This window comes from Gelidibacter algens (assembly GCF_001678675.1).
GTDB lineage: Bacteria > Bacteroidota > Bacteroidia > Flavobacteriales > Flavobacteriaceae > Gelidibacter > Gelidibacter algens.
Map to the genome: position 1 here is coordinate 24,035 of NZ_LZRN01000012.1, position 19,168 is coordinate 43,202.

Annotated in this window: 18 protein-coding genes and 1 pseudogene; 10 read left to right on the forward strand and 9 right to left on the reverse strand. The window is 37.6% G+C overall.

Translation table 11 applies throughout. The features are described from left to right. The first annotated feature begins 92 nt into the window (after positions 1–92). From pdhA to A9996_RS07730, 5 genes are all read left to right on the forward strand, one after another. Positions 93–1,091 (forward strand): pyruvate dehydrogenase (acetyl-transferring) E1 component subunit alpha, encoded by a 999-nt coding sequence (gene pdhA / locus A9996_RS07710; protein WP_066432903.1) that lies wholly within the window; start codon positions 93–95, stop codon positions 1,089–1,091. 3 nt (positions 1,092–1,094) lie between these two features. Next, positions 1,095–2,816 carry a pyruvate dehydrogenase complex dihydrolipoamide acetyltransferase gene (locus A9996_RS07715; protein WP_066432908.1) on the forward strand — a complete coding sequence of 574 codons (1,722 nt, stop codon included), beginning with the start codon at positions 1,095–1,097 and terminating at the stop codon, positions 2,814–2,816. Between the two features lie 141 nt (positions 2,817–2,957). Beyond that, positions 2,958–3,956, forward strand: coding sequence for a M28 family metallopeptidase (locus tag A9996_RS07720; protein ID WP_066432910.1), 999 nt, complete (start codon positions 2,958–2,960; stop codon positions 3,954–3,956). Further along, the gene (locus A9996_RS07725; protein WP_066432911.1) at positions 3,949–4,632 is read left to right on the forward strand and encodes an SDR family NAD(P)-dependent oxidoreductase; all 684 of its coding nucleotides are present in this window, start codon (positions 3,949–3,951) and stop codon (positions 4,630–4,632) included. Before A9996_RS07720 ends, A9996_RS07725 begins: the two co-directional genes overlap by 8 nt. Before the next feature lie 2 nt (positions 4,633–4,634). After that, positions 4,635–5,273, forward strand: a complete 639-nt coding sequence (locus A9996_RS07730; RefSeq protein ID WP_066432913.1) for an HAD family hydrolase — start codon at positions 4,635–4,637, stop codon at positions 5,271–5,273. Between the two features lie 4 nt (positions 5,274–5,277). Here A9996_RS07730 and A9996_RS07735 read toward each other — a convergent pair whose 3' ends face one another. The 6 genes from A9996_RS07735 to A9996_RS07760 form a co-directional block, all read right to left on the reverse strand. Continuing rightward, complete coding sequence (locus A9996_RS07735; RefSeq protein WP_066432918.1) at positions 5,278–5,787, reverse strand: DUF3124 domain-containing protein; 510 nt, start codon at positions 5,785–5,787, stop codon at positions 5,278–5,280. Between the two features lie 151 nt (positions 5,788–5,938). Next, positions 5,939–6,523 carry a YceI family protein gene (locus tag A9996_RS07740; RefSeq protein WP_066432921.1) on the reverse strand — a complete coding sequence of 195 codons (585 nt, stop codon included), beginning with the start codon at positions 6,521–6,523 and terminating at the stop codon, positions 5,939–5,941. 106 nt (positions 6,524–6,629) lie between these two features. Then, positions 6,630–7,937 carry a hypothetical protein gene (locus tag A9996_RS07745; RefSeq protein ID WP_066432922.1) on the reverse strand — a complete coding sequence of 436 codons (1,308 nt, stop codon included), beginning with the start codon at positions 7,935–7,937 and terminating at the stop codon, positions 6,630–6,632. Between the two features lie 42 nt (positions 7,938–7,979). Then, positions 7,980–8,567, reverse strand: coding sequence for a YceI family protein (locus A9996_RS07750; RefSeq protein ID WP_066432923.1), 588 nt, complete (start codon positions 8,565–8,567; stop codon positions 7,980–7,982). A gap of 438 nt (positions 8,568–9,005) precedes the next feature. Further along, entirely contained in the window at positions 9,006–9,299 is a 294-nt protein-coding gene (locus A9996_RS07755; protein ID WP_111626037.1) for a chaperone modulator CbpM, read from the reverse strand. Continuing rightward, entirely contained in the window at positions 9,296–10,213 is a 918-nt protein-coding gene (locus A9996_RS07760; protein ID WP_066432928.1) for a DnaJ C-terminal domain-containing protein, read from the reverse strand. The genes A9996_RS07755 and A9996_RS07760 overlap by 4 nt, the downstream gene beginning before the upstream one ends. Positions 10,214–10,424: 211 nt before the next feature. Between A9996_RS07760 and A9996_RS07765 the strand changes: the two are divergent. From A9996_RS07765 to A9996_RS07775, 3 genes and pseudogenes are all read left to right on the forward strand, one after another. Further along, positions 10,425–11,025 (forward strand): annotated as a pseudogene (locus A9996_RS07765) (SprT-like domain-containing protein). Between the two features lie 155 nt (positions 11,026–11,180). Beyond that, positions 11,181–12,266 carry a mannose-1-phosphate guanylyltransferase gene (locus A9996_RS07770; protein WP_066432930.1) on the forward strand — a complete coding sequence of 362 codons (1,086 nt, stop codon included), beginning with the start codon at positions 11,181–11,183 and terminating at the stop codon, positions 12,264–12,266. An 11-nt stretch (positions 12,267–12,277) separates the two neighbouring features. Next, a complete protein-coding gene (locus A9996_RS07775; protein WP_066432935.1) occupies positions 12,278–13,750 on the forward strand; it encodes a DUF389 domain-containing protein in 1,473 nt (490 codons plus the stop codon). 139 nt (positions 13,751–13,889) lie between these two features. Here A9996_RS07775 and A9996_RS07780 read toward each other — a convergent pair whose 3' ends face one another. Both A9996_RS07780 and A9996_RS07785 read right to left on the reverse strand, forming a co-directional pair. Beyond that, complete coding sequence (locus tag A9996_RS07780) at positions 13,890–14,657, reverse strand: ABC transporter ATP-binding protein (protein WP_066432937.1); 768 nt, start codon at positions 14,655–14,657, stop codon at positions 13,890–13,892. Then, positions 14,654–15,394, reverse strand: coding sequence for an MlaE family ABC transporter permease (locus tag A9996_RS07785; protein ID WP_066432939.1), 741 nt, complete (start codon positions 15,392–15,394; stop codon positions 14,654–14,656). The genes A9996_RS07780 and A9996_RS07785 overlap by 4 nt, the downstream gene beginning before the upstream one ends. 113 nt (positions 15,395–15,507) lie before the next feature. Between A9996_RS07785 and pafA the strand changes: the two genes are divergently transcribed. Both pafA and A9996_RS07795 read left to right on the forward strand, forming a co-directional pair. Beyond that, positions 15,508–17,175, forward strand: a complete 1,668-nt coding sequence (pafA, locus tag A9996_RS07790; protein ID WP_066432941.1) for an alkaline phosphatase PafA — start codon at positions 15,508–15,510, stop codon at positions 17,173–17,175. 5 nt (positions 17,176–17,180) lie between these two features. Next, entirely contained in the window at positions 17,181–17,981 is an 801-nt protein-coding gene (locus A9996_RS07795; RefSeq protein WP_066433049.1) for a DNA/RNA non-specific endonuclease, read from the forward strand. A gap of 4 nt (positions 17,982–17,985) precedes the next feature. Here the strand turns inward: A9996_RS07795 and A9996_RS07800 are convergent, their stop codons facing one another. Continuing rightward, entirely contained in the window at positions 17,986–19,167 is a 1,182-nt protein-coding gene (locus A9996_RS07800) for a glycosyltransferase family 4 protein (protein ID WP_066432942.1), read from the reverse strand. Between the last annotated feature and the right edge of the window lies 1 nt (position 19,168).

Here is a 19,168-nt window from a genome sequence, read left to right on the forward strand (position 1 = left end):
CTTTGTAGTTGAACTAATCTCGCATCTGGCGGGATCTTCAGTTCTCTAAACCCTAATGATTAATGTATTTAATTTTTTAGAAATTATTTCGAATGCAAAAAATAACGAAAGAGGTTTACCTTAAATGGTATGAAGACATGTTGTTCTGGAGAAAGTTTGAAGACAAGCTTGCTGCAGTCTATATTCAACAAAAAGTAAGAGGTTTTCTTCACTTGTACAATGGGCAGGAAGCTGTTTTGGCTGGTGCTTTGCACGCCATGGACCTTACTAAAGATAAAATGATCACGGCCTATCGTAACCACGTTCAGCCTATTGGCATGGGTGTAGACCCAAAGCGTGTTATGGCTGAGTTATATGGGAAGGCCACAGGAACTTCTCAAGGTCTTGGGGGCTCCATGCATATCTTTTCTAAAGAACATCGTTTTTATGGAGGTCACGGGATTGTAGGTGGTCAAATTCCGTTGGGCGCTGGAATTGCTTTTGGCGATCAGTACCATGGTATTGATGCGGTAACCATCTGTTGTTTTGGTGATGGTGCGGCACGTCAAGGCTCATTACATGAATCGTTCAACTTGGCCATGCTATGGAAATTGCCGGTGGTATTTGTTTGTGAAAACAACGGATATGCCATGGGGACTTCAGTAGCACGAACTGCCAACCATACAGATATTTGGAAACTTGGTTTGGGTTATGAAATGCCTTGCGGACCGGTTGATGGGATGAATCCTGTAAAAGTGGCGGAAGCATTTGATGAAGCTATTCAACGCGCAAGACGTGGTGACGGCCCAACATTTCTGGAGTTAAAAACATACCGATACAGAGGACATTCCATGAGTGATGCTCAGCATTACAGAACAAAGGATGAAGTTAAAGAATACCAAAAAATCGACCCTATAACACAAGTCAAAGACATTATACTTGAAGAGAAATACGCTTCTGAGGATGATCTTAAAAAAATTGATAAACGTGTGAAGGAGCAAGTTGCGGAATGTGAAAAATTCGCTGACGAGTCTCCATATCCTGAAAAAAGCCTCATGTATGATGCGGTTTATGAGCAGGAAGATTATCCATTTATACAACATAAAATATAAGCTATGGCAGAAGTAATAAATATGCCGCGTTTGAGTGATACCATGGAAGAAGGAACTGTGGCAACGTGGTTAAAGAAGGTAGGGGATAAGATTGAGGAAGGCGATATTTTGGCTGAAATTGAAACAGATAAAGCCACTATGGACTTCGAATCTTTTCATGAAGGCACATTGCTTTATATTGGCATTAAAGAAGGAGAAACTACTAAGGTTGATAAATTGTTGGCTATTATTGGTGAAGAAGGTGAAGACATTTCTGACCTGATTGATGGTGGATCATCTGATAAAAAAGAAGAAAAGTCAGCGGACAAATCTTCTGAAAAGGAAGCTAAGGAACCTTCTGAAAAATCTGATTCTGATAAAAAAGAGGATTCCAAATCTGAAAAAGAAGAGGATTCAAAAGATGACGCTGATGACGAACAGGACTCTGAAAATGAGGATAGTTCTGATGAGTTGCCAGAAGGCGTTACGGTTGTGACCATGCCACGTTTGAGTGATACCATGGAAGAGGGCACTGTAGCAACTTGGATTAAAAAAGAAGGCGATACTGTTGAAGAAGGCGATATCCTTGCTGAAATTGAAACCGATAAGGCTACAATGGAATTTGAATCCTTCCAATCTGGAACCTTACTTTATATAGGATTACAAGAAGGCGAATCAGCAAAAGTAGATTCACTGTTGGCCATCATTGGTCCTAAAGGAACTGACGCTGCTGCTATCGCCAAAAACTTTAAGACAGCAGGTTCTGAGAAAAAAGAAGCTGCTCCTAAAAAGGAAAGCGCCGACTCTAATAAAAAAGAAACCGCTAAGGCACCTGCAAAAGAAGAAAAAAAAGAAGCTTCAAGTTCAAGTTCAAGTTCAACTTCAGACTCTAGTCGTGTATTCGTATCGCCTTTGGCCAAAAAAATGGCTGAAGAAAAAGGTATTAATATCTCAGAAGTAAAAGGTTCTGGAGAAAATGGACGCGTCATTAAGCGCGATATTGAAAACTTTACGCCTAGTGCCAGCTCTCCAGCTACGGTTGGTAAATTTGTACCATCAGGTCAAGAAGATTTTGATGAAAAACCAAACTCGCAAATGCGTAAAGTGATTGCAAAACGTTTGGTAGAATCTAAGTTCACGGCACCACATTACTATTTAAACGTAGAGTTTGATATGGCCAACGCCCTGGCTTTTAGAGAACAATTCAATTCTATTCCTGATACTAAAATTTCATTCAATGATATGATTGTTAAGGCTTGTGCCTTGGCATTGAAACAGCATCCACAAGTCAATTCTCAATGGTTTGCTGACAAAATGAGATTGAACAACCATGTTCACATTGGCGTGGCGGTTGCAGTTGAAGATGGCTTGGTTGTGCCAGTTGTAAAATTTGCTAACGAGCAAAGCTTACCTCAAATTGGGGCCGCAGTTAAGGATTTCGCAGCACGCTCAAGAAACAAAAAATTAACTCCTCAAGAGATGGAAGGCAGTACTTTTACGGTTTCTAACTTGGGTATGTTTGGGATTGAGAGTTTCACATCAATCATTAACCAACCAAATTCCGCAATTTTATCAGTGGGTACTATTGTTGAAAAGCCAGTTGTAAAAAATGGACAAATTGTTGTAGGCCATACTATGAAACTTTCTTTGGCATGTGATCATAGAACGGTTGATGGTGCTACTGGAGCACAATTCCTTCAAACGTTAAAAGGATTTATTGAAAATCCGGTAACGATGTTAGTATAGCTTAAAATTATTTTTTAGCTTCTGTTCTTAGATCAGAGTGCTAAAAAAAGTTTTTATAATAGAAGAAAATCCTGATTCTCCTGATGCCTATCGGGTTTGAAGCAGGATTTTTTTTATCTTTAAAATTAAATAAAAAATCAAATGAAACATATACTTTTTATCACTGTTCTTTTAGCCATGGTGTCTTGTAAAACCAAGATTCAGGAGTCTCCGGAAACCAACACCATAAATCTGGCAATGACTGAGCAAATACCAGCAAACAAAACCTTAGAGTTCGTTACAAGTGCTGAGCTTAAAGAAAGCGTTTCTTATTTAGCTAGTGATGACTTGCAAGGTCGAGCTACAGGTTCAGCAGGTATTGAAAAAGCAGCCGTTTATATTGAAAATAAATTGAAATCTTACAATGTAAAACCATACTTTGAAACGTATCGGGACTTCTATAAAGCAAAGGGCATGGAAGCCTACAATGTGGTTGGTTTTATAGAGGGGAACGATCCCGAACTCAAAAAAGAAATCATTATTATTGGTGCACATTATGACCATATCGGTTTTGGAGAAGAAGTTGATGGTGATACGATTGCCAATGGTGCCAATGATGATGCTACAGGAGTGGCAGCGGTGTTGGCAATGGCGCGTTATTTTGCCACTAAAAAGAACAACAAACGCAGTATTCTCTTTACCCTATATTCTGGTGAAGAAATGGGCCTATTGGGATCAAAACATTTGGCTGCACGTTTAAAAGAACAAGATATTAACCTCTACACCATGATCAATTTTGAGATGATTGGTGTGCCCATGGTTGATAAAGAGTATGATGCCTATTTTACAGGCTTTGACCTTTCTAATATGGCGCCAAAAATGAATGACTACGTCGATTATAATCTTTTAGGATTACTGCCAAAAGCCAAGGAGTTCCAGTTATTTTACCGTTCTGATAATTATCCTTTTTATAAAGCCTTTAACAAGCCTTCCCATGCTATTTCTACTTTTGATTTTACTAATTTTGACCATTACCATAAAGTAGGCGATGAAGCCGATAAAATGGACTATGAATTTATGGCCGATTTGGTAAACAGGCTAATTCCTGCCTTTGAAACTATGAGTAATACAGCAACCCAAGAAATTAAAATGAATGAGTAAACATATCATCATCACAGGTACTAGCAGAGGTATAGGCTATGAATTGGTAAAATTATTTGCAAAGCAAGGACATCAGGTTTTGGCATTGTCCAGAAACGATGGTCCTGTAAAAGCCTTAAAATTGCCAAATGTATCCGCATTTTGTTTTGATTTAGGAGATCCTGAAGCCTATCAAAAAGTGGAGAACCATATCTCTGAACATTGGGAACACGTGGATGTGTTGATCAATAACGCAGGCCTATTGCTCAACAAACCTTTTGCAACTACGACAACCACCGATTTTGAAGAGGTGTATCGCACCAACGTTTATGGTATGGCAGAGTTGACAAGGGTTCTCATTCCATATCTGGCAAAAAACAGTCATGTGGTAACCATGAGCTCTATGGGAGGCGTTCAAGGGAGCATGAAGTTTCCGGGACTTGCAACCTACAGTTCTAGCAAAGCGGCAGTGATTACCTTAACAGAATTGCTTGCAGAAGAATATAAAGATTCTGGGATTTCATTTAATGTCTTGGCTCTTGGTGCTGTACAAACTGAAATGTTGGAAGAAGCTTTTCCAGGATACAAAGCCCCAACGACTCCAGAAGAAATAGCAGATTACATTGTCGATTTCTCACTAAAGGGACAGAAATTTTACAACGGAAAACTGCTTCAAGTTTCCAATTCAACGCCTTAGTGATGTCTAAGTACAAATGTATTATTTTTGATTGTGATGGCGTTTTAGTAGATAGTGAGACCATCTCCAACCAAGTGTTGGTAGAAATGGCAAATGAACTTGGCGCCGCTATTGATTTGGACTACGCTTTGAGACATTTTAAGGGTGATTCCATACAGAATTGTCATGATAAAATTTCAGAATTGGTCACTCAGGCGCTTCCTCAAGGTTTTATTGCAAACTTCAGGGAACGAAGTTTTGATTCGTTTAAAAAAAATATTAAAGCTGTAGAAGGTATTCAAGAAGTTTTAGATCAGTTGAGTATTCCATTTTGTGTTGCTTCCAGTGGTCCTGAAAACAAGATCAGGCTTAATTTAGAGCTTACTGGGCTATTGCCTTATTTTGAGAATAAAATATTTAGCTGTCACGAAATTGAAAAGTGGAAACCCGATCCTGCCGTTTTTTTATGGGCAGCAAAAACCATGGGATTCACGCCACAGGAGTGTGTGGTGATTGAAGATAGTGTTACCGGCGTTACCGCTGCTAAAAGGGGCGGATTTGATGTGTTCGGTTTTACGGCGCATGATTATAATAATGAACTTGAAGGAAAAGCGACGGTAACCTTCAAGACTATGCCTGAAGTTTTAAACCTTCTCCGTTAACTGTTTAACGGTTTACACCTTGTGTAGTGAATGAAATGCCTTGTTGACCAGAAGTGGAAATCATTACGGCGTCAAAAGTAGGGCCATAACGTTCTTTTTTATGGGCCCATTCAAATATAAAATTGGCACCACTGCCGCCATGCGTGTCTTTTTCATTAATGACAATTTCAATAGTCTCTAAGGGTTTTAGAAAGATAGGATGATCAACATAGGTTCTGATCAAATCGCCTGCGGTATTAAAGTAATTGGCGCTTTCCACATAGATAGTATCTGTGGAGCTGACGTTTCTTATGCTCGCCGTTACGGTCAAATTGATGCTTCTATGCTCTGTAATACTGTAGATTTCTGAATAAACTGATAGGTAACTACTACCTCTAATTAGGCTGTCGCTTTCTTTTAAATTTGCGAGGTGTTTCTCCCAATTAACAGGTGTAAAGCTATCGATGCTTTTCTCTTCGTTCTCACACCCTGACAACACAAAAACGATACTGCATAGTAATAGAACTTTTCTCATTGGATAAAAATATGAAAAATTCGAAGAGGTTTTTTATAAAAGTATTATTTAAAATAGATCAGAAGAATATACGAATTTTTAAAAGAAGGCTTAAAACTTTTAGCACCGTACCAGTGATTTTATAAAGCATTAATTTTTTTGAGAAATAGTATCAACACTCTTTTATTATCAGATCAAAATTGATTTGGATTTCCTTTGAAACGACGATAAGACCAAGCATTTTTTTAGGTGCTTTGAGGCCAAAATCCTTTATGTTCAATTTTAATTGACCAGAAATATGCCAATCTTCTTTCTGATGGAATTCTGTTTCCATGTGATAAGTATGTGTCAAACCGGCTATTTCAATCTCAATTTGGGCATCAGCTGTATGTTCCTTATTTGGTTTTAAATTGATTTGTTTTAATCTGAGAATTATTCTAGGATATTCATCTGACTTTAATAAACCGTGAAAATCTCTATTGATTCCTTTTCCGCCACAATCAAAGCCATTGTTTTCTAAAATGAGCATGGAGTTCTCAAATCTTATAACATCATTTAGCTTTTCATAATGAACACGGATGGGCTCATCAAGGTTTTGTATGTTGTATTGACATGTAAAGTCAGAAACGTTACTGGTACCTTTAATGTGCAATTCACTTTGAGGAGTGATAAGGACCGATGTACTGGTTTTTGCTGGGTTTATCTTAGAAAAAGAAACCAAAACAAGAAACGGTAAAATAAAAAGTAATCTTTTCATGGTACTAGGTATTATAGGATTACAATATATTCTTAAAAAAACAAACCTCAATTATTTAGTGGACTACTAAAAAATTGAGGTTCGCCAATAGTAACAATACTCTTTATTAGAAACTAATTACAGCCTCAGCCACTAGTCCATTAAACTTGCCATCTGCGAAGTTGCTTGTAGCCTTGTACCCATCATACTTTTGGCTTACGTATTCAACTTTCATAAGAATATTTTTTGTCATGAACCAACCTCCAGCGACCTGAAATCTTGAAATCTCCACATCATCTCCGCTCGCTTCTTCAGAATCAACTTTGTTATAGCGACTTCCAATGTAGAAGTTTTCGTTATTACCAAATCGGTAAATGAGCTCACCCGAAAACTGATTGGCTGTTCGTTCTTCTACTTCTGAAGCACCTTTGCCATTAGCTGTTTCGATAGTTCCAAAGAACTCAAGTCCTTTGTATTTTATGAATGGATTGATCATGATGGCAGTAATCTGATTTCTTAAATTAGGATTGTATCTACCTGATCTAAAGTCATCACCTGATGCCGTTGCAGGAATCATCACCCCATAGTATCGAGAACCAGCTCTATCTGCAGAATACAGATATGAATTTGGAACATAGCCTGTGTTATAGATCGATCCAGTTAATCGGAATCTTAAATCTTCATTAATCTGTTTGTCATATCCAAGTTTTGCCAAAAATGAAGCACCTCCTGTAGTTCCGTTAGCTGATTTGTTGATAGATTGATTCAATTTACCATTAGCCATTCCTATCATTCCGATAAAACCATTTTTTCTCAATAACAATTCTGCTCCAACCTCAGTTGTGAAAGCATCCATAATTAAATTCCCTACAAATGGATTATAAATGGCTTGTGCATTATCACTTCTTCTAAAGTGTGCATCACCGTAATTATTCTCCATATGCCCAATTTTAATAGTAGCATATTTCATGAAGTTTTCTAAAAATCCTTCTTTGATAAATTCTAGTTTATCAATTTGAAAATACCCTCCTTTAACATAAGGTTCTGGATGGTGACGAGATGATAAATAGGTGCGTAAGTGCATTCTAACACCGTCATAAAGTGCTACATCCAAGTCTAAATTTGCGGTAGCCAAATTAAAGTTATAGCCAATTTCCTTAAGTTGATAAGGATTTGTAGGCGCCCCTTCAACAATAATGGTAGGGTTTGTATTGCTGTGATCTATTGCTTGGTACTGGAGTGTTGAAGAACCTCCAATTCTTACTTTGACATTGTCAAAAGTGGAAATCGTGTCTTTAGGGCTTTCAAAAACATTGATGCCGTTTTTGTCAGGCTCTCTATAATTGTCAATACTTCTGTCGTTTTTTTGGGCATACGTACTAACTCCTGCAAGAAGTACTAATGCGATTGCTGAGTTTTTAATTAGTGCATTCATGGTCTTATGATTTTTTTAATTTTTGGTTGTTAACTTATTTGATTATTTATTTAGAATGGTATCGAATGTTATAGTAATGTCATCTCCGGTAGTAATAGTTCCAAAAAGCGCTTTAGGAGGTTTTATGCCGAAATCAGTCATTTTAAAGGACTTGTTGCCTTTTAAAGTCACCTTATTGGAAGTGACTAGCATGTCTAAATGTAAACTGGTTTTTTTGGTCACTCCGGCTACGGTTAAATTTCCAGCAACCTCAACTTTATAGCTGTCAGTTCCTGAAGCCTTAATTTCTTTCACATCGGTTAGTTGGAAGGCGATGGATTTGTGTTTATTTGTATTTAAGGCCTTATAAGTGTTTTTATCCATGCCGCCTTTACCACTCTTTAAGCTTTCGGCAATAACGTCAAGAGTCAATTTTTCTATCTTCAATTCATTGGCCATGTTCAAGACAATTTGACCTTTTTGTTGTTCGACATCAATATCCCAATCATGTAAACTGGAGGTTCCAGAGATCGTAAGTTTTGACGCTGAATTATTCAGGTCATACGTTTGTGAAAAAACTTGTGGAGTTGATAAGATGAGCAAAACTAGGAAGCTCAAAAGGGGTTTGGCAATATTTTTAGTAATACTCATAATAGTCTATTTTTAATATTATGATACAAAGTTGGGTAATAAATAGAGTTTAAGAAATGATAAATATCATATCGAAGCAGGATTATTGTAATCTCCCAAATGAGGGTAATTTATATGTACTCAACTCAAATAGAAGAAAAATCACAAGAGATGGATGTTGCTTAGTTTCATAATACGTCAAATAGGGATAGCATGTATTGAGAAATTGTGTGGGGTTAGTTTACTATAGAAACTAAGACGTTAAACACGTTACGGCCACAACTGTTACTTGTTTTTTTAAGAATTGATTTCTTGGAGAGATGTTTTGAAACTGCAATGTTTATGGATAAGGTTTGGAAATCAACCCAACCATATATGTTAATGATCTAGAGCGCGTTAATGGCTTGTGAAGATTATAATCTTTAGGATAGCGAATTTCAAGTAAATTCCTTTTGGAGTTTACTCCTCAAAAATCCGTAATCTGTTTTTTGTAGCAACCAATTCCTCCTGCAGATCATTAATTTTTTCCAAGAGATTCAATACCGTATCAATGCCTTCAAAATTAATGTCCAAATCGTGATGTAATCGTATCATTGCTTCCAGACCCTTAATGTTATTTTTATGGACGCACGGTGATTGTTCAACGCTGGTTATTTCAATCAGTCCATACTCATTTAAACCTTGAAAGAAAGAAGTTTCCACCTTGTAATGGGAGCACAGGGTCTTTATTGGGATATAGATTTCTGTAGTCATGATTTTAAATTTTTAAGTTCATTGAACAGTTCTTTTTCTTTGTCAGAAAGCTTGGTCGGCATTTCAATGTCATAGGTAATATAAAGATCGCCAAAATGTCCTTCCTTTTTATAAATAGGGAAGCCTTTACCTTTGAGTTTAACTTTGGTGCCGCTTTGCGTTTCAGGTTTGACTTTTAATTTGACTTTACCATCAAAAGTGTCAACGGTAACCTCCCCGCCTAAAATTGCGGTATAGAGATCAATAGCTTCTGTAGCATACAAATTGGATCCATCTCTCTTAAATTTTGTGCTATTTCCAATGTTGAATTGAATCAGTAAATCGCCGTTTGGTCCACCATTGGCGCCAGGGCCTCCTTTGCCAGGTATTTTGATAACCTGGCCGTTGTCAACACCAGCAGGAATGGTCAATCTGATATTTTTTCCATTAACGGTCAATACTCTTTTCTGTGTTTCGTAAACCTCCTTCAGGTCGAGCTGCAATTCTGCATTGAAATCCTGACCCCTAAATCCGGCAGTTCTACCACGACCTTGTGAGGTGCCACCACCTCCTCCAAACATCGACTCAAAGAAATCTGAAAAATCGCCTCCAGAGAAATTACCGCCACCATAGTTGCCGCCACCGTAATCTTGTTGTTGATATTGACGTTGTGATTGTTGTTGGCGCTGCGCTTGCTCATAAGCATCACCATGTTGCCAATCTTTACCGTACTTGTCGTATTTTTTGCGATTTTCGGTGTCACTCAATACTTCATTGGCTTCATTTATTTCCTTGAACTTCTGTTCTGAAGTTTTATCATTTGGGTTGACATCAGGATGGTACTTGCGCGCCAATTTCCGGTAGGCTTTCTTGATTTCGGCGGTGGTGGCCGATTTATTAATGCCCAAAATTTTGTAATAATCTATAAATGCCATGGAGTATCAGTTGTTATTTATAAGATTTGAGTTGTTTCAAGTCTCATTTGCGTCTCTTAATGCGATCAACCCTCGTAAAATTTTGCGTCAGATTGCAGAAACTAAAGATAAACATTGAGGAATAGCTATCTTTAATTTTATGGTAAACTTTTGTTACCTAAAATTACAAAAATCTTTAAACTTTCTGCCCAAATCTCTTATTTTTGCCTTTATGCACAATACGCTTCAAGAATACATTCCCTATCAGGCAATTCCTGATGTTATAGAACTTTTAAGGCATGATAATCTGGTAGTAAAAATCAAGAATGAACGCAAAACACGTCATGGAGATTACAGAAAATTGCCAAACAACAAGCATCAAATCACCATAAATTCCTAATTTAAACCACTATCGGTTTTTGGTGACTTTGATTCATGAAATTGCGCATTTTGAGGCTTTCAATAGTTATGGCCGATACATCAAGCCACATGGTAAAGAATGGAAACATACCTTTCAAATATTGATGTTGCCATTTTTGAATCCACGGGTATTTCCAAATGAACTGCTGCCCCTTTTGGCGCGGCATTTTAAAAACCCGAAGGCAAGTAGTGATACGGATGTCAAATTAGCCTTAGCATTGAAACAATTTGATCCGCCTAATGATAAAACCTATATTTTTGAAGTGCCTTTGGGTGGTGAGTTTAAACTTTACAACGGACGGGTTTTTAGAAAGGGGGTCAAAAGACGCACCAGATATGAAGGTGTTGAGGTTGCATCAGGAAAGTTGTATCTTTTCAACCAGAATGCGGAGGTTGAATTAGTCGACGGTTAGAAGTATTAAGTCGGAAGTCAGAGTCAAAAGTAACATTTGAAGATAGCATTCTTCTTCTAATGCTCAATTAAAATAGTGTCCCCTTTGGGAAATCGAAGATTCAACGAAACATAAATAGAGAATAGACTCGGAAGAGTTAGAATGTCAAAAAGACAATGGAAAAAAATAAAAATTATTATGCCATATTAATGGCAGGCGGCGTAGGATCACGGTTTTGGCCTGTAAGCACTCAGGATTTTCCAAAGCAATTTCATGATATGTTGGGAACTGGAGACACGCTCATTCAGAAGACTTTTCAAAGATTGTCACTACTAATTCCAACGGAGAACATTTTTATTCTCACCAACGCTATGTATAAAGACCTGGTATTTCAGCAATTGCCAGAAGTCACCGAGCGTCAGGTGTTGCTAGAACCTGCTATGCGAAACACAGCACCTTGCATTTTGTATGCCTCTCTAAAAATTCAGAAGGAAAATCCCGACGCGGTGATGATTGTTGCGCCAAGTGATCATTGGATTGAGGACGAAGAAAAATTTACCCAAAACGTACAGCAAGCATTTGATTTTTGCGAAACTAATGATGCGTTAATGACTTTGGGCATCCAGCCAACATTTCCTAATACAGGCTATGGATATATTGAATATGACAAATCTTCAAACGCTTCCATTAAACCGGTACAGCAGTTCAGGGAAAAACCAGATTATGAAACGGCAAAATCCTTTATCAGTCAGGGCAACTTTTTATGGAACGCAGGCATTTTTATGTGGAGTGTGAAAAGTGTCGTGAAGGCGTTTCAGTTTCATCAACCGCAATTATTTGACTTATTTGAAAAAGGAATCAATATCTATAACACAGATGATGAAGCTCTTTTTATAGCAGAAAATTACGGAAATTCTGAAAACATTTCAGTGGATTACGCCATTATGGAAAGCTCAGAAAATGTGTACGTATTGCCGGCGGAGTTTGATTGGAATGACTTGGGTACTTGGGGCAGTTTATACGATAAACTTGAGAAAGACCAAAACCAGAATGCAGTGGTCAATGCCAGAACATTGGTGGACGATGCTTCAGGAAACATGATCAGGACCAAAGGCGATAAAATTGTGGTGGTTGACGGTCTTAAAGATTATATCATTATTGATAAAGACGAAGTTTTGCTTATATTTCCTAAGTCAAAAGAACAAGATATCAAGCAAGTGCTTCAAAAAGTAAAAAATAAATTTGGTGATCATAATGGTTAATAACTGAATTGATGGAAGAAAACAAGTTCAATTTTTCAGAGGAAGAAAAATCTAAAGAACAGGATAACGCGGCTGAATCGACTAAGGACGCCGTAAAAAAAGATGCTCAAGGATTGTGGGTAAGCATCAAAAGATTTTTCAGTGAGCTTCTAGATTTCCGTGAAGATACGGATAGAGACGCCACTTTGGCGGCCATTAAAGGTGATATTCCTTTTAAAGGGGCAACGGCCTGGATTCTTATCTGTTCCATTTTTGTAGCTTCCATTGGGTTGAATGCCAATTCTGCCGCAGTGGTTATTGGTGCCATGTTAATCTCTCCCTTAATGGGGCCAATTTTAGGCGTTGGTCTGTCTATTGCCATCAATGACATTGATACGCTCAAACGGTCGTTGATCAATTTGGTCATAATGATTGTGTTGAGTTTAACAACGGCTTTTTTATTCTTCAAATTTTTTCCGTTAAGTGAAGATACTTCTGAATTATTAGGACGGGTAAAACCAGATATTCGTGACGTGCTGATAGCCTTTTTTGGTGGTTTGGCATTAATAATTGCCAGAACCAAAAAAGGAACAATAGCCTCCGTAATTTTTGGGGTGGCCATAGCAACCGCATTAATGCCGCCGCTATGTACAGCTGGCTACGGATTGGCGAAAGGTAATTTTCCATACTTTTTTGGAGCCATGTATCTGTTTACCATCAATACAATTTTCATAGCCTTGGCAACTTTTATTGTAGTCAAAATATTAGGGTTTCCGATGCTTAAATATGCCAATTCTGCAAAACGAAAACGAACATCAAGAATTGCAACCTTGGTGGCCGTCGTTGTGATGATACCGGCTATGATTACCTTTATTGATGTATGGCGACAAAGCAAGTTTGAAAATGCAGCGCAAGCATTTATTAATAAGGAGTTGGAAGGTTTGCCACATGCCGATTATATAAAATCTAATGCTGGTTTTAAATATTCGGGGGTTAAAGACACGCCATCTGTTTTAGAGTTCAACAGTTTTGGATTGGATCAAATCCCGGAAAATACAATTGCAATTTTGAGAAGTCGGATGAAAGATTATCCTGCACTTGTGAATGCAAAACTGGAATTTAACCAAAATCGATCCAAGAATCTGGATAATCTGAGGTACATGTCCCAATTGCGTTATCGTGATTCTTTAGATTTATTGACCCAAAATCAAAAGATTGTATTTCTGGAAGATAAGGTGCGTAAATTGGCCAAATATGAAGCGCTTCAAATTCCGTTTGAAGAATTGACCAAAGAGGTCAATATTAACTATGAGAATATTGACAGGCTATCTTATTCAAGTGTGATTTCTTCCAACTTCAAGCAACTAGATACCATATCTGAATTTACGGTAAAATGGAAGGAGAATGTTAATGAAGCTGTTATTGCCAAAGAACAACAACGACTGAAACGCTGGCTACAACAAAAATATAAGATGGATTCTTTGGTTGTAAGACGTCAAAAGTAAATGATGTATCTGTTGGTATTTATTTAATCAAAAATTTAGTCCCAACCGTAAAATTGAACTAGGCACTGTCAACTGAACACTGAATACTGCTAGCTGAAGGCTGTCAACTGAGGACTGCCAACTGAAGACTGAAAACTCTCTACTGATCCTCCTCCAAATACATTTTTTGCACCCGCTGAAACAAATCAGAAGAGTAGACAAAGTTGGTGACCGCTTCATTATCGGTTTTAAAGATATTTTTGTTGGAACCTTCCCATTCTTTAATGCCATCTTTTAAGAACACGATTTTCTCACCAATTTCCATTACTGAGTTCATGTCATGCGTATTGATCACTGTTGTGATATCATATTCTTGGGTAATTTCTTGAATTAAATTGTCAATTACCGTTGCAGTTCTTGGATCCAATCCAGAATTGGGCTCATCACAAAACAAATACTTTGGTTGATTGACAATAGCCCTTGCAATGGCTACACGTTTTTGCATCCCACCAGAAGCTTCACTAGGTAATTTGTTGTGGGCATCATCAAGATTGACCCTTTTTAAAACAATATTGACCCGATCATTCATCTCACTTTTATTTTGCTTGGTGAACATTCGCAATGGAAATTTCACGTTTTCAGCAATAGTCATAGAATCGAAGAGCGCACTTCCTTGAAAGACCATTCCCATTTCTGCTCTTAATTCACTTTTCTGGTCGGGAGATAATTTAGAATATATTTTTCCATCATACGAAATAGAACCTTGTTCAGGAATGAACAAGCCCAATAACGTTTTTAAAAAAACAGTCTTTCCAGAGCCACTTTGTCCAATGATCAGGTTGGTTTTTCCTTTCTCGAAAACAGTGGAGATGCCTTTTAAAATTTCAGAATCACCAAAAGATTTATGGATATCATTGACTTCTATCATGAGCTTAACAACATTTGGGTTAATATATAGTTAAAAAGGATAATCATCACGCTGGTCCACACAAAAGAAGTCGTACTTGCTTTGCCAACTTCTAACGCGCCACCTTTCATGTAATACCCATAATAAGAAGGAATAGTTGCCAATAAAAAGGCAAACACGAATGTTTTTATAAAGGCATACACCATATGAAACGGTATAAAATCCATTTGAATTCCCGCAATATAATCATCTACAGAGCTGAAACCACCATAAAAACAGGCCGCCATGCCTCCAATAATTCCCAAAAACATAGCTATAGATATTAAGAAAGGATAGAGCATTAGAGCGATAAATTTAGGAAATACCAAATAATTGATGGCATTAATCCCCATAACTTCCAACGCATCAATCTGTTCAGTAACACGCATGGTGCCAATACTGGATGTAATAAAAGAGCCAACTTTTCCTGCCATAATTATGGAAATAAATGTAGGTGCAAACTCTAAAATGACCGATTGCCTTGTTGCGAACCCTACCAAAGATTTTGGGATAAGTGGATTGGTCATGTTCAACGCCGTTTGAATGGTGACAACACCTCCAACAAAAAATGCTATAAAGGATACAATACCTATTGAGTTAATAATCAAATCATCAATATCCTTCAAAATGAGATGCCGCATCACAGACCATTTGGTAGGTTTACGAAAAATTTGCTTAATCATCAAAAAATATTGACCAATATTATGTAGGTAGCTCATATTAAATTTTATTACTGCTAAAGTAAAAAAAACAGCGACGTAATTAACCTTAATTTAAATTATTGATGTTTTAAAAAGCTGTATTTTTGATACTCGAATCCAACTTTATTGACATGAAAAATTTAACTTGTAGCGTTATCATTACTTTGCTTTTTGTATTTACAATTCAGGCACAACAGCAGAATTCTAAAAACAAGACCAACAAAGATAACACTATTCAAACGCAACCAAAATTAATTGTAGGCATTGTTGTAGATCAAATGCGCTATGATTATTTAACCCGTTTCTACAATAAATATAGTAACGGTGGCTTTAAACGTATGATGGACGAGGGCTTTAATTGTAAAAATAATCATTTTAATTATGTGCCTACCTATACCGCTCCTGGGCATGCTTCTGTATACACCGGTACCACTCCTAATTATCATGGTATTATAGGAAATAACTGGTATGATAAAGAAATAAATAAAACTGTCTATTGCACCGATGATGATAGTGTGCAATCCATAGGAACCACTGATGATGCCGGTAAAATGTCACCCACCCGAATGAAGACCACCACATTTGCTGACGAAAACAGACTCTACACACAGTTGCGCGGTAAAACCATTGGCATCGCACTTAAGGATAGAGGCGCCATCCTTCCTGCTGGCCATACTGCAAATGCTGCCTATTGGTTCCATGGTGCAGATGAAGGCCGTTGGATCTCAAGCACTTTTTATATGAAGCAGTTGCCGCAATGGGTTCAAAATTTTAATGCGTCAAATCAAATCAAATCCTATTTAAAGGAATGGAATACATTATATGATATTGCCACCTATACTGAAAGTGGTCCAGATGCGAATACTTTTGAAGGCGGATTTAATGGTAAGGACGCTGCAACTTTTCCTTATGACTTGATGGCTTTGAAAGATAAAAATTCAGGTTTTGATATTTTAAAGGCTACACCTTACGGCAATAGTATAACTGCTGATTTTGCCTTGGCAGCAATAGATGGTGAAGCTTTGGGGAAAGATGAGTTTACAGATGTTTTGGCCGTTAGTTTTTCTAGTCCTGACTACGTAGGTCATAATTTTGGGGTCAACTCCAAGGAAATTCAGGACACCTATTTACGTCTTGACAAAGATTTGGAGCGTTTATTAAATGGTTTGGATGCTAAAGTTGGAAAAGGAAATTACACCGTGTTTTTGACCGCAGACCATGCGGCAATTGAAGTGCCTTCTTACTTGAAGAGCTTGAATATTCCAGCTGGGTATTTTGATGGGAGGGCGTTTAAAGAAAAACTGTCTGTTTTTATGAAAGCCAGGTTCAATGCTGAAGATCTGGTAGAAAATATCAGCAACAATCAAATTTTCTTAAACAGATCAAAATTATTAGAAATGGATTTGAAGCTTGATGATGTTCAGGAAGCTATCGTCAATGAAATTATTGCTTATGATCATATTGATAAAGCGTATACGGGAATGTCAATGATACAGACATCATTTACCAAGGGAGTTGAAGAACTGATTCAAAACGGTTACAATCAAAAGCGGTCAGGAGATGTGATTTATGTGCTTGATCCTGCGGTCATTTCCTATGGTTTGACAGGTTCAACTCATGGTTCTTCGTTTAATTATGACACGCATGTGCCATTATTATTTTATGGTCACGGCATAAAGCAAGGACATACTTACAAAAAAACACACATCACTGATATTGCACCTACCATGTCAGCCATTCTTGGTATCGGGTTTCCCAACGCTGCAACGGGGCAACCTTTGGAATTTGTATTTGATTAGTGGTTTTGAGGAACAGGCATCTGTATAGCCTTATCGCTATTCTCATTTTATTGGGAGTTTACGGGTATGAGTATTTCTTAACAGAATTGGATTCTGCTGAGTTAGTAAAAGAGGAAGCGCGTGTAAAGACTGAAACAAATACATTCTTTTTACCTACAAGTACAACAGGACAAATCATCCATCATAAGGGGTATTCGTTATCCTATAGCGAACCTCATGAACAGGCAGAGTGGGTAGCCTATGAGCTTAAGAAATCACATCTTGCCACCACCAATTTTAAACGTCCTTATTTTGAAATTGACCACGCCGTAAAAACAGGTGCTGCTAGTTGGCGCAACTATAAGAACTCTGGTTATGACCGTGGGCACTTGGTTCCTGCAGGAGATAAAAACTACAGCCAACAGGCGCATGACGAAACATTTTTAACGAGCAATATCAGTCCGCAACGGCACGCCTTTAATGCAGGGATCTGGAATGCTTTGGAACAAAAAGTACGTTACTGGGCCAGTAAATATGATGGGGTCTTTGTGGTAACCGGTGGTGTTTTAACAAGTGGTTTAACGACCATTGGTACTGAAAAAGTAGCTGTTCCAGATGCGTTTTACAAAGTTGTGTTTGATGCCGATCACAACAAAATGATTGCTTTTTTGATGCCACATAAAAATTCAGCTGAACCTCTATATAATTTTGTGGTCTCGGTGGATTCTGTTGAGGTGATCACCGGAATTGATTTTTTTCCAGAACTGGAAGACGATCTTGAAAATCAATTGGAGGCAACAACTGATTATAGTGGTTGGAGCTTTTGATCCTTTATTTGTAAATGTCCAAAAACTCCTTGTCTGCTTTATGTTGATAAAGGTCTAGCAATTTTTTCTTACCGTTTGAACCTAGTTGTCCTCTTAGCGCCTCATTTGCGATTAAACTTTTAATTGCAGATTTAAACTCGTCTTTGGTTTCATATAGTAATCCACATGCAGCGCTCTGTATAAGCTCCTGTTGTGCCTTACATTTTGTTGCTACAATCGGAATTTCGCCATACATATACTGAAACAGTTTATTGGCAACGCCTGAATCATGTTGGGCATTGACTTGAAACGGCGCTAAGCCAATCGTTATTTTTTTCAGGTAAGCCGGCAGATAGTTCACATTTGCCCAAGGAATATAGGTCAGCTTATCTTTCAAAACAGGATGATGGATATAGCCCTGAAATACAGTCTTATCCGCTTTGTCTGTGGGGCCAATGATCAACGTATGAAATTGGTTTCCTTCTTCCAATAGTTCGATAATCCATGGCAGAATGTCCAAAATTCCCCGACGTTTGGCCACTACGCCAAAATAAAATAGGGTTGGCAGGTCTGAGTGAAATTCTACCGCATAATCAGTCTTTTCAAAAGCCTCGAAACTGTCAAAATCAGGCATATTGGGATGCGGATAAATATGCTCTGATTTTAAAAAGGGAAACCGTTTCATTAAATCCTGTTTAAAAGAGTCGCTCAAGACGATGATGTAGTCGGCATAGTTGAGGTAGTAGCCTTCTTTTTTATACCACCTTTGAGGTTGTACCACATATTTTCTCCAGCCCTGAATGGCCCATTGATAAGAGTTTATCGCAGCAGGATAATTTTCGTGAAGATCTAAAGTTAACGGCAAGTTACGCTTTGATTGTTTTATGCCCTGTTTAGCAGCTTTGGCTAAATACAAATCATGAACATGCAGTGCATCTAACTTGTGTGTGGAAATAAACTTGGCTATATGATATTGCCATAGAGCTTCATAAAACTTAAAATTGGTACTCAAGAGCACCAATAGATCTCTGAGCTTTCTAGGGATGATGATCCTGTTTACAATAAAATCCGGATAATCTTTATATGTCTTTTTGAAACCAAAGCAGAGGACAAAAACAGTATGGCCATCATCCCGTAACAAACGTATTTCTTTTTGAACACGATGGTCATGGTCAAATTCATTATCTACAACAACGCCAATATTCATT

Coding starts and splice junctions, on each gene's coding strand:
- A9996_RS07740 (WP_066432921.1), bottom strand. CDS start 6,523: ATGAAAAGATTACTTTTTATTTTACCGTTTCTTGTTTTGGTTTCTTTT.
- A9996_RS07745 (WP_066432922.1), bottom strand. CDS start 7,937: ATGAATGCACTAATTAAAAACTCAGCAATCGCATTAGTACTTCTTGCA.
- A9996_RS07755 (WP_111626037.1), bottom strand. CDS start 9,299: ATGACTACAGAAATCTATATCCCAATAAAGACCCTGTGCTCCCATTAC.
- A9996_RS07780 (WP_066432937.1), bottom strand. CDS start 14,657: ATGATAGAAGTCAATGATATCCATAAATCTTTTGGTGATTCTGAAATT.
- A9996_RS07750 (WP_066432923.1), bottom strand. CDS start 8,567: ATGAGTATTACTAAAAATATTGCCAAACCCCTTTTGAGCTTCCTAGTT.
- pafA (WP_066432941.1), top strand. CDS start 15,508: ATGAAAAATTTAACTTGTAGCGTTATCATTACTTTGCTTTTTGTATTT.
- A9996_RS07800 (WP_066432942.1), bottom strand. CDS start 19,167: ATGAATATTGGCGTTGTTGTAGATAATGAATTTGACCATGACCATCGT.
- A9996_RS07720 (WP_066432910.1), top strand. CDS start 2,958: ATGAAACATATACTTTTTATCACTGTTCTTTTAGCCATGGTGTCTTGT.
- A9996_RS07735 (WP_066432918.1), bottom strand. CDS start 5,787: ATGAGAAAAGTTCTATTACTATGCAGTATCGTTTTTGTGTTGTCAGGG.
- A9996_RS07715 (WP_066432908.1), top strand. CDS start 1,095: ATGGCAGAAGTAATAAATATGCCGCGTTTGAGTGATACCATGGAAGAA.
- pdhA (WP_066432903.1), top strand. CDS start 93: ATGCAAAAAATAACGAAAGAGGTTTACCTTAAATGGTATGAAGACATG.
- A9996_RS07725 (WP_066432911.1), top strand. CDS start 3,949: ATGAGTAAACATATCATCATCACAGGTACTAGCAGAGGTATAGGCTAT.
- A9996_RS07770 (WP_066432930.1), top strand. CDS start 11,181: ATGGAAAAAAATAAAAATTATTATGCCATATTAATGGCAGGCGGCGTA.
- A9996_RS07775 (WP_066432935.1), top strand. CDS start 12,278: ATGGAAGAAAACAAGTTCAATTTTTCAGAGGAAGAAAAATCTAAAGAA.
- A9996_RS07785 (WP_066432939.1), bottom strand. CDS start 15,394: ATGAGCTACCTACATAATATTGGTCAATATTTTTTGATGATTAAGCAA.
- A9996_RS07760 (WP_066432928.1), bottom strand. CDS start 10,213: ATGGCATTTATAGATTATTACAAAATTTTGGGCATTAATAAATCGGCC.
- A9996_RS07730 (WP_066432913.1), top strand. CDS start 4,635: ATGTCTAAGTACAAATGTATTATTTTTGATTGTGATGGCGTTTTAGTA.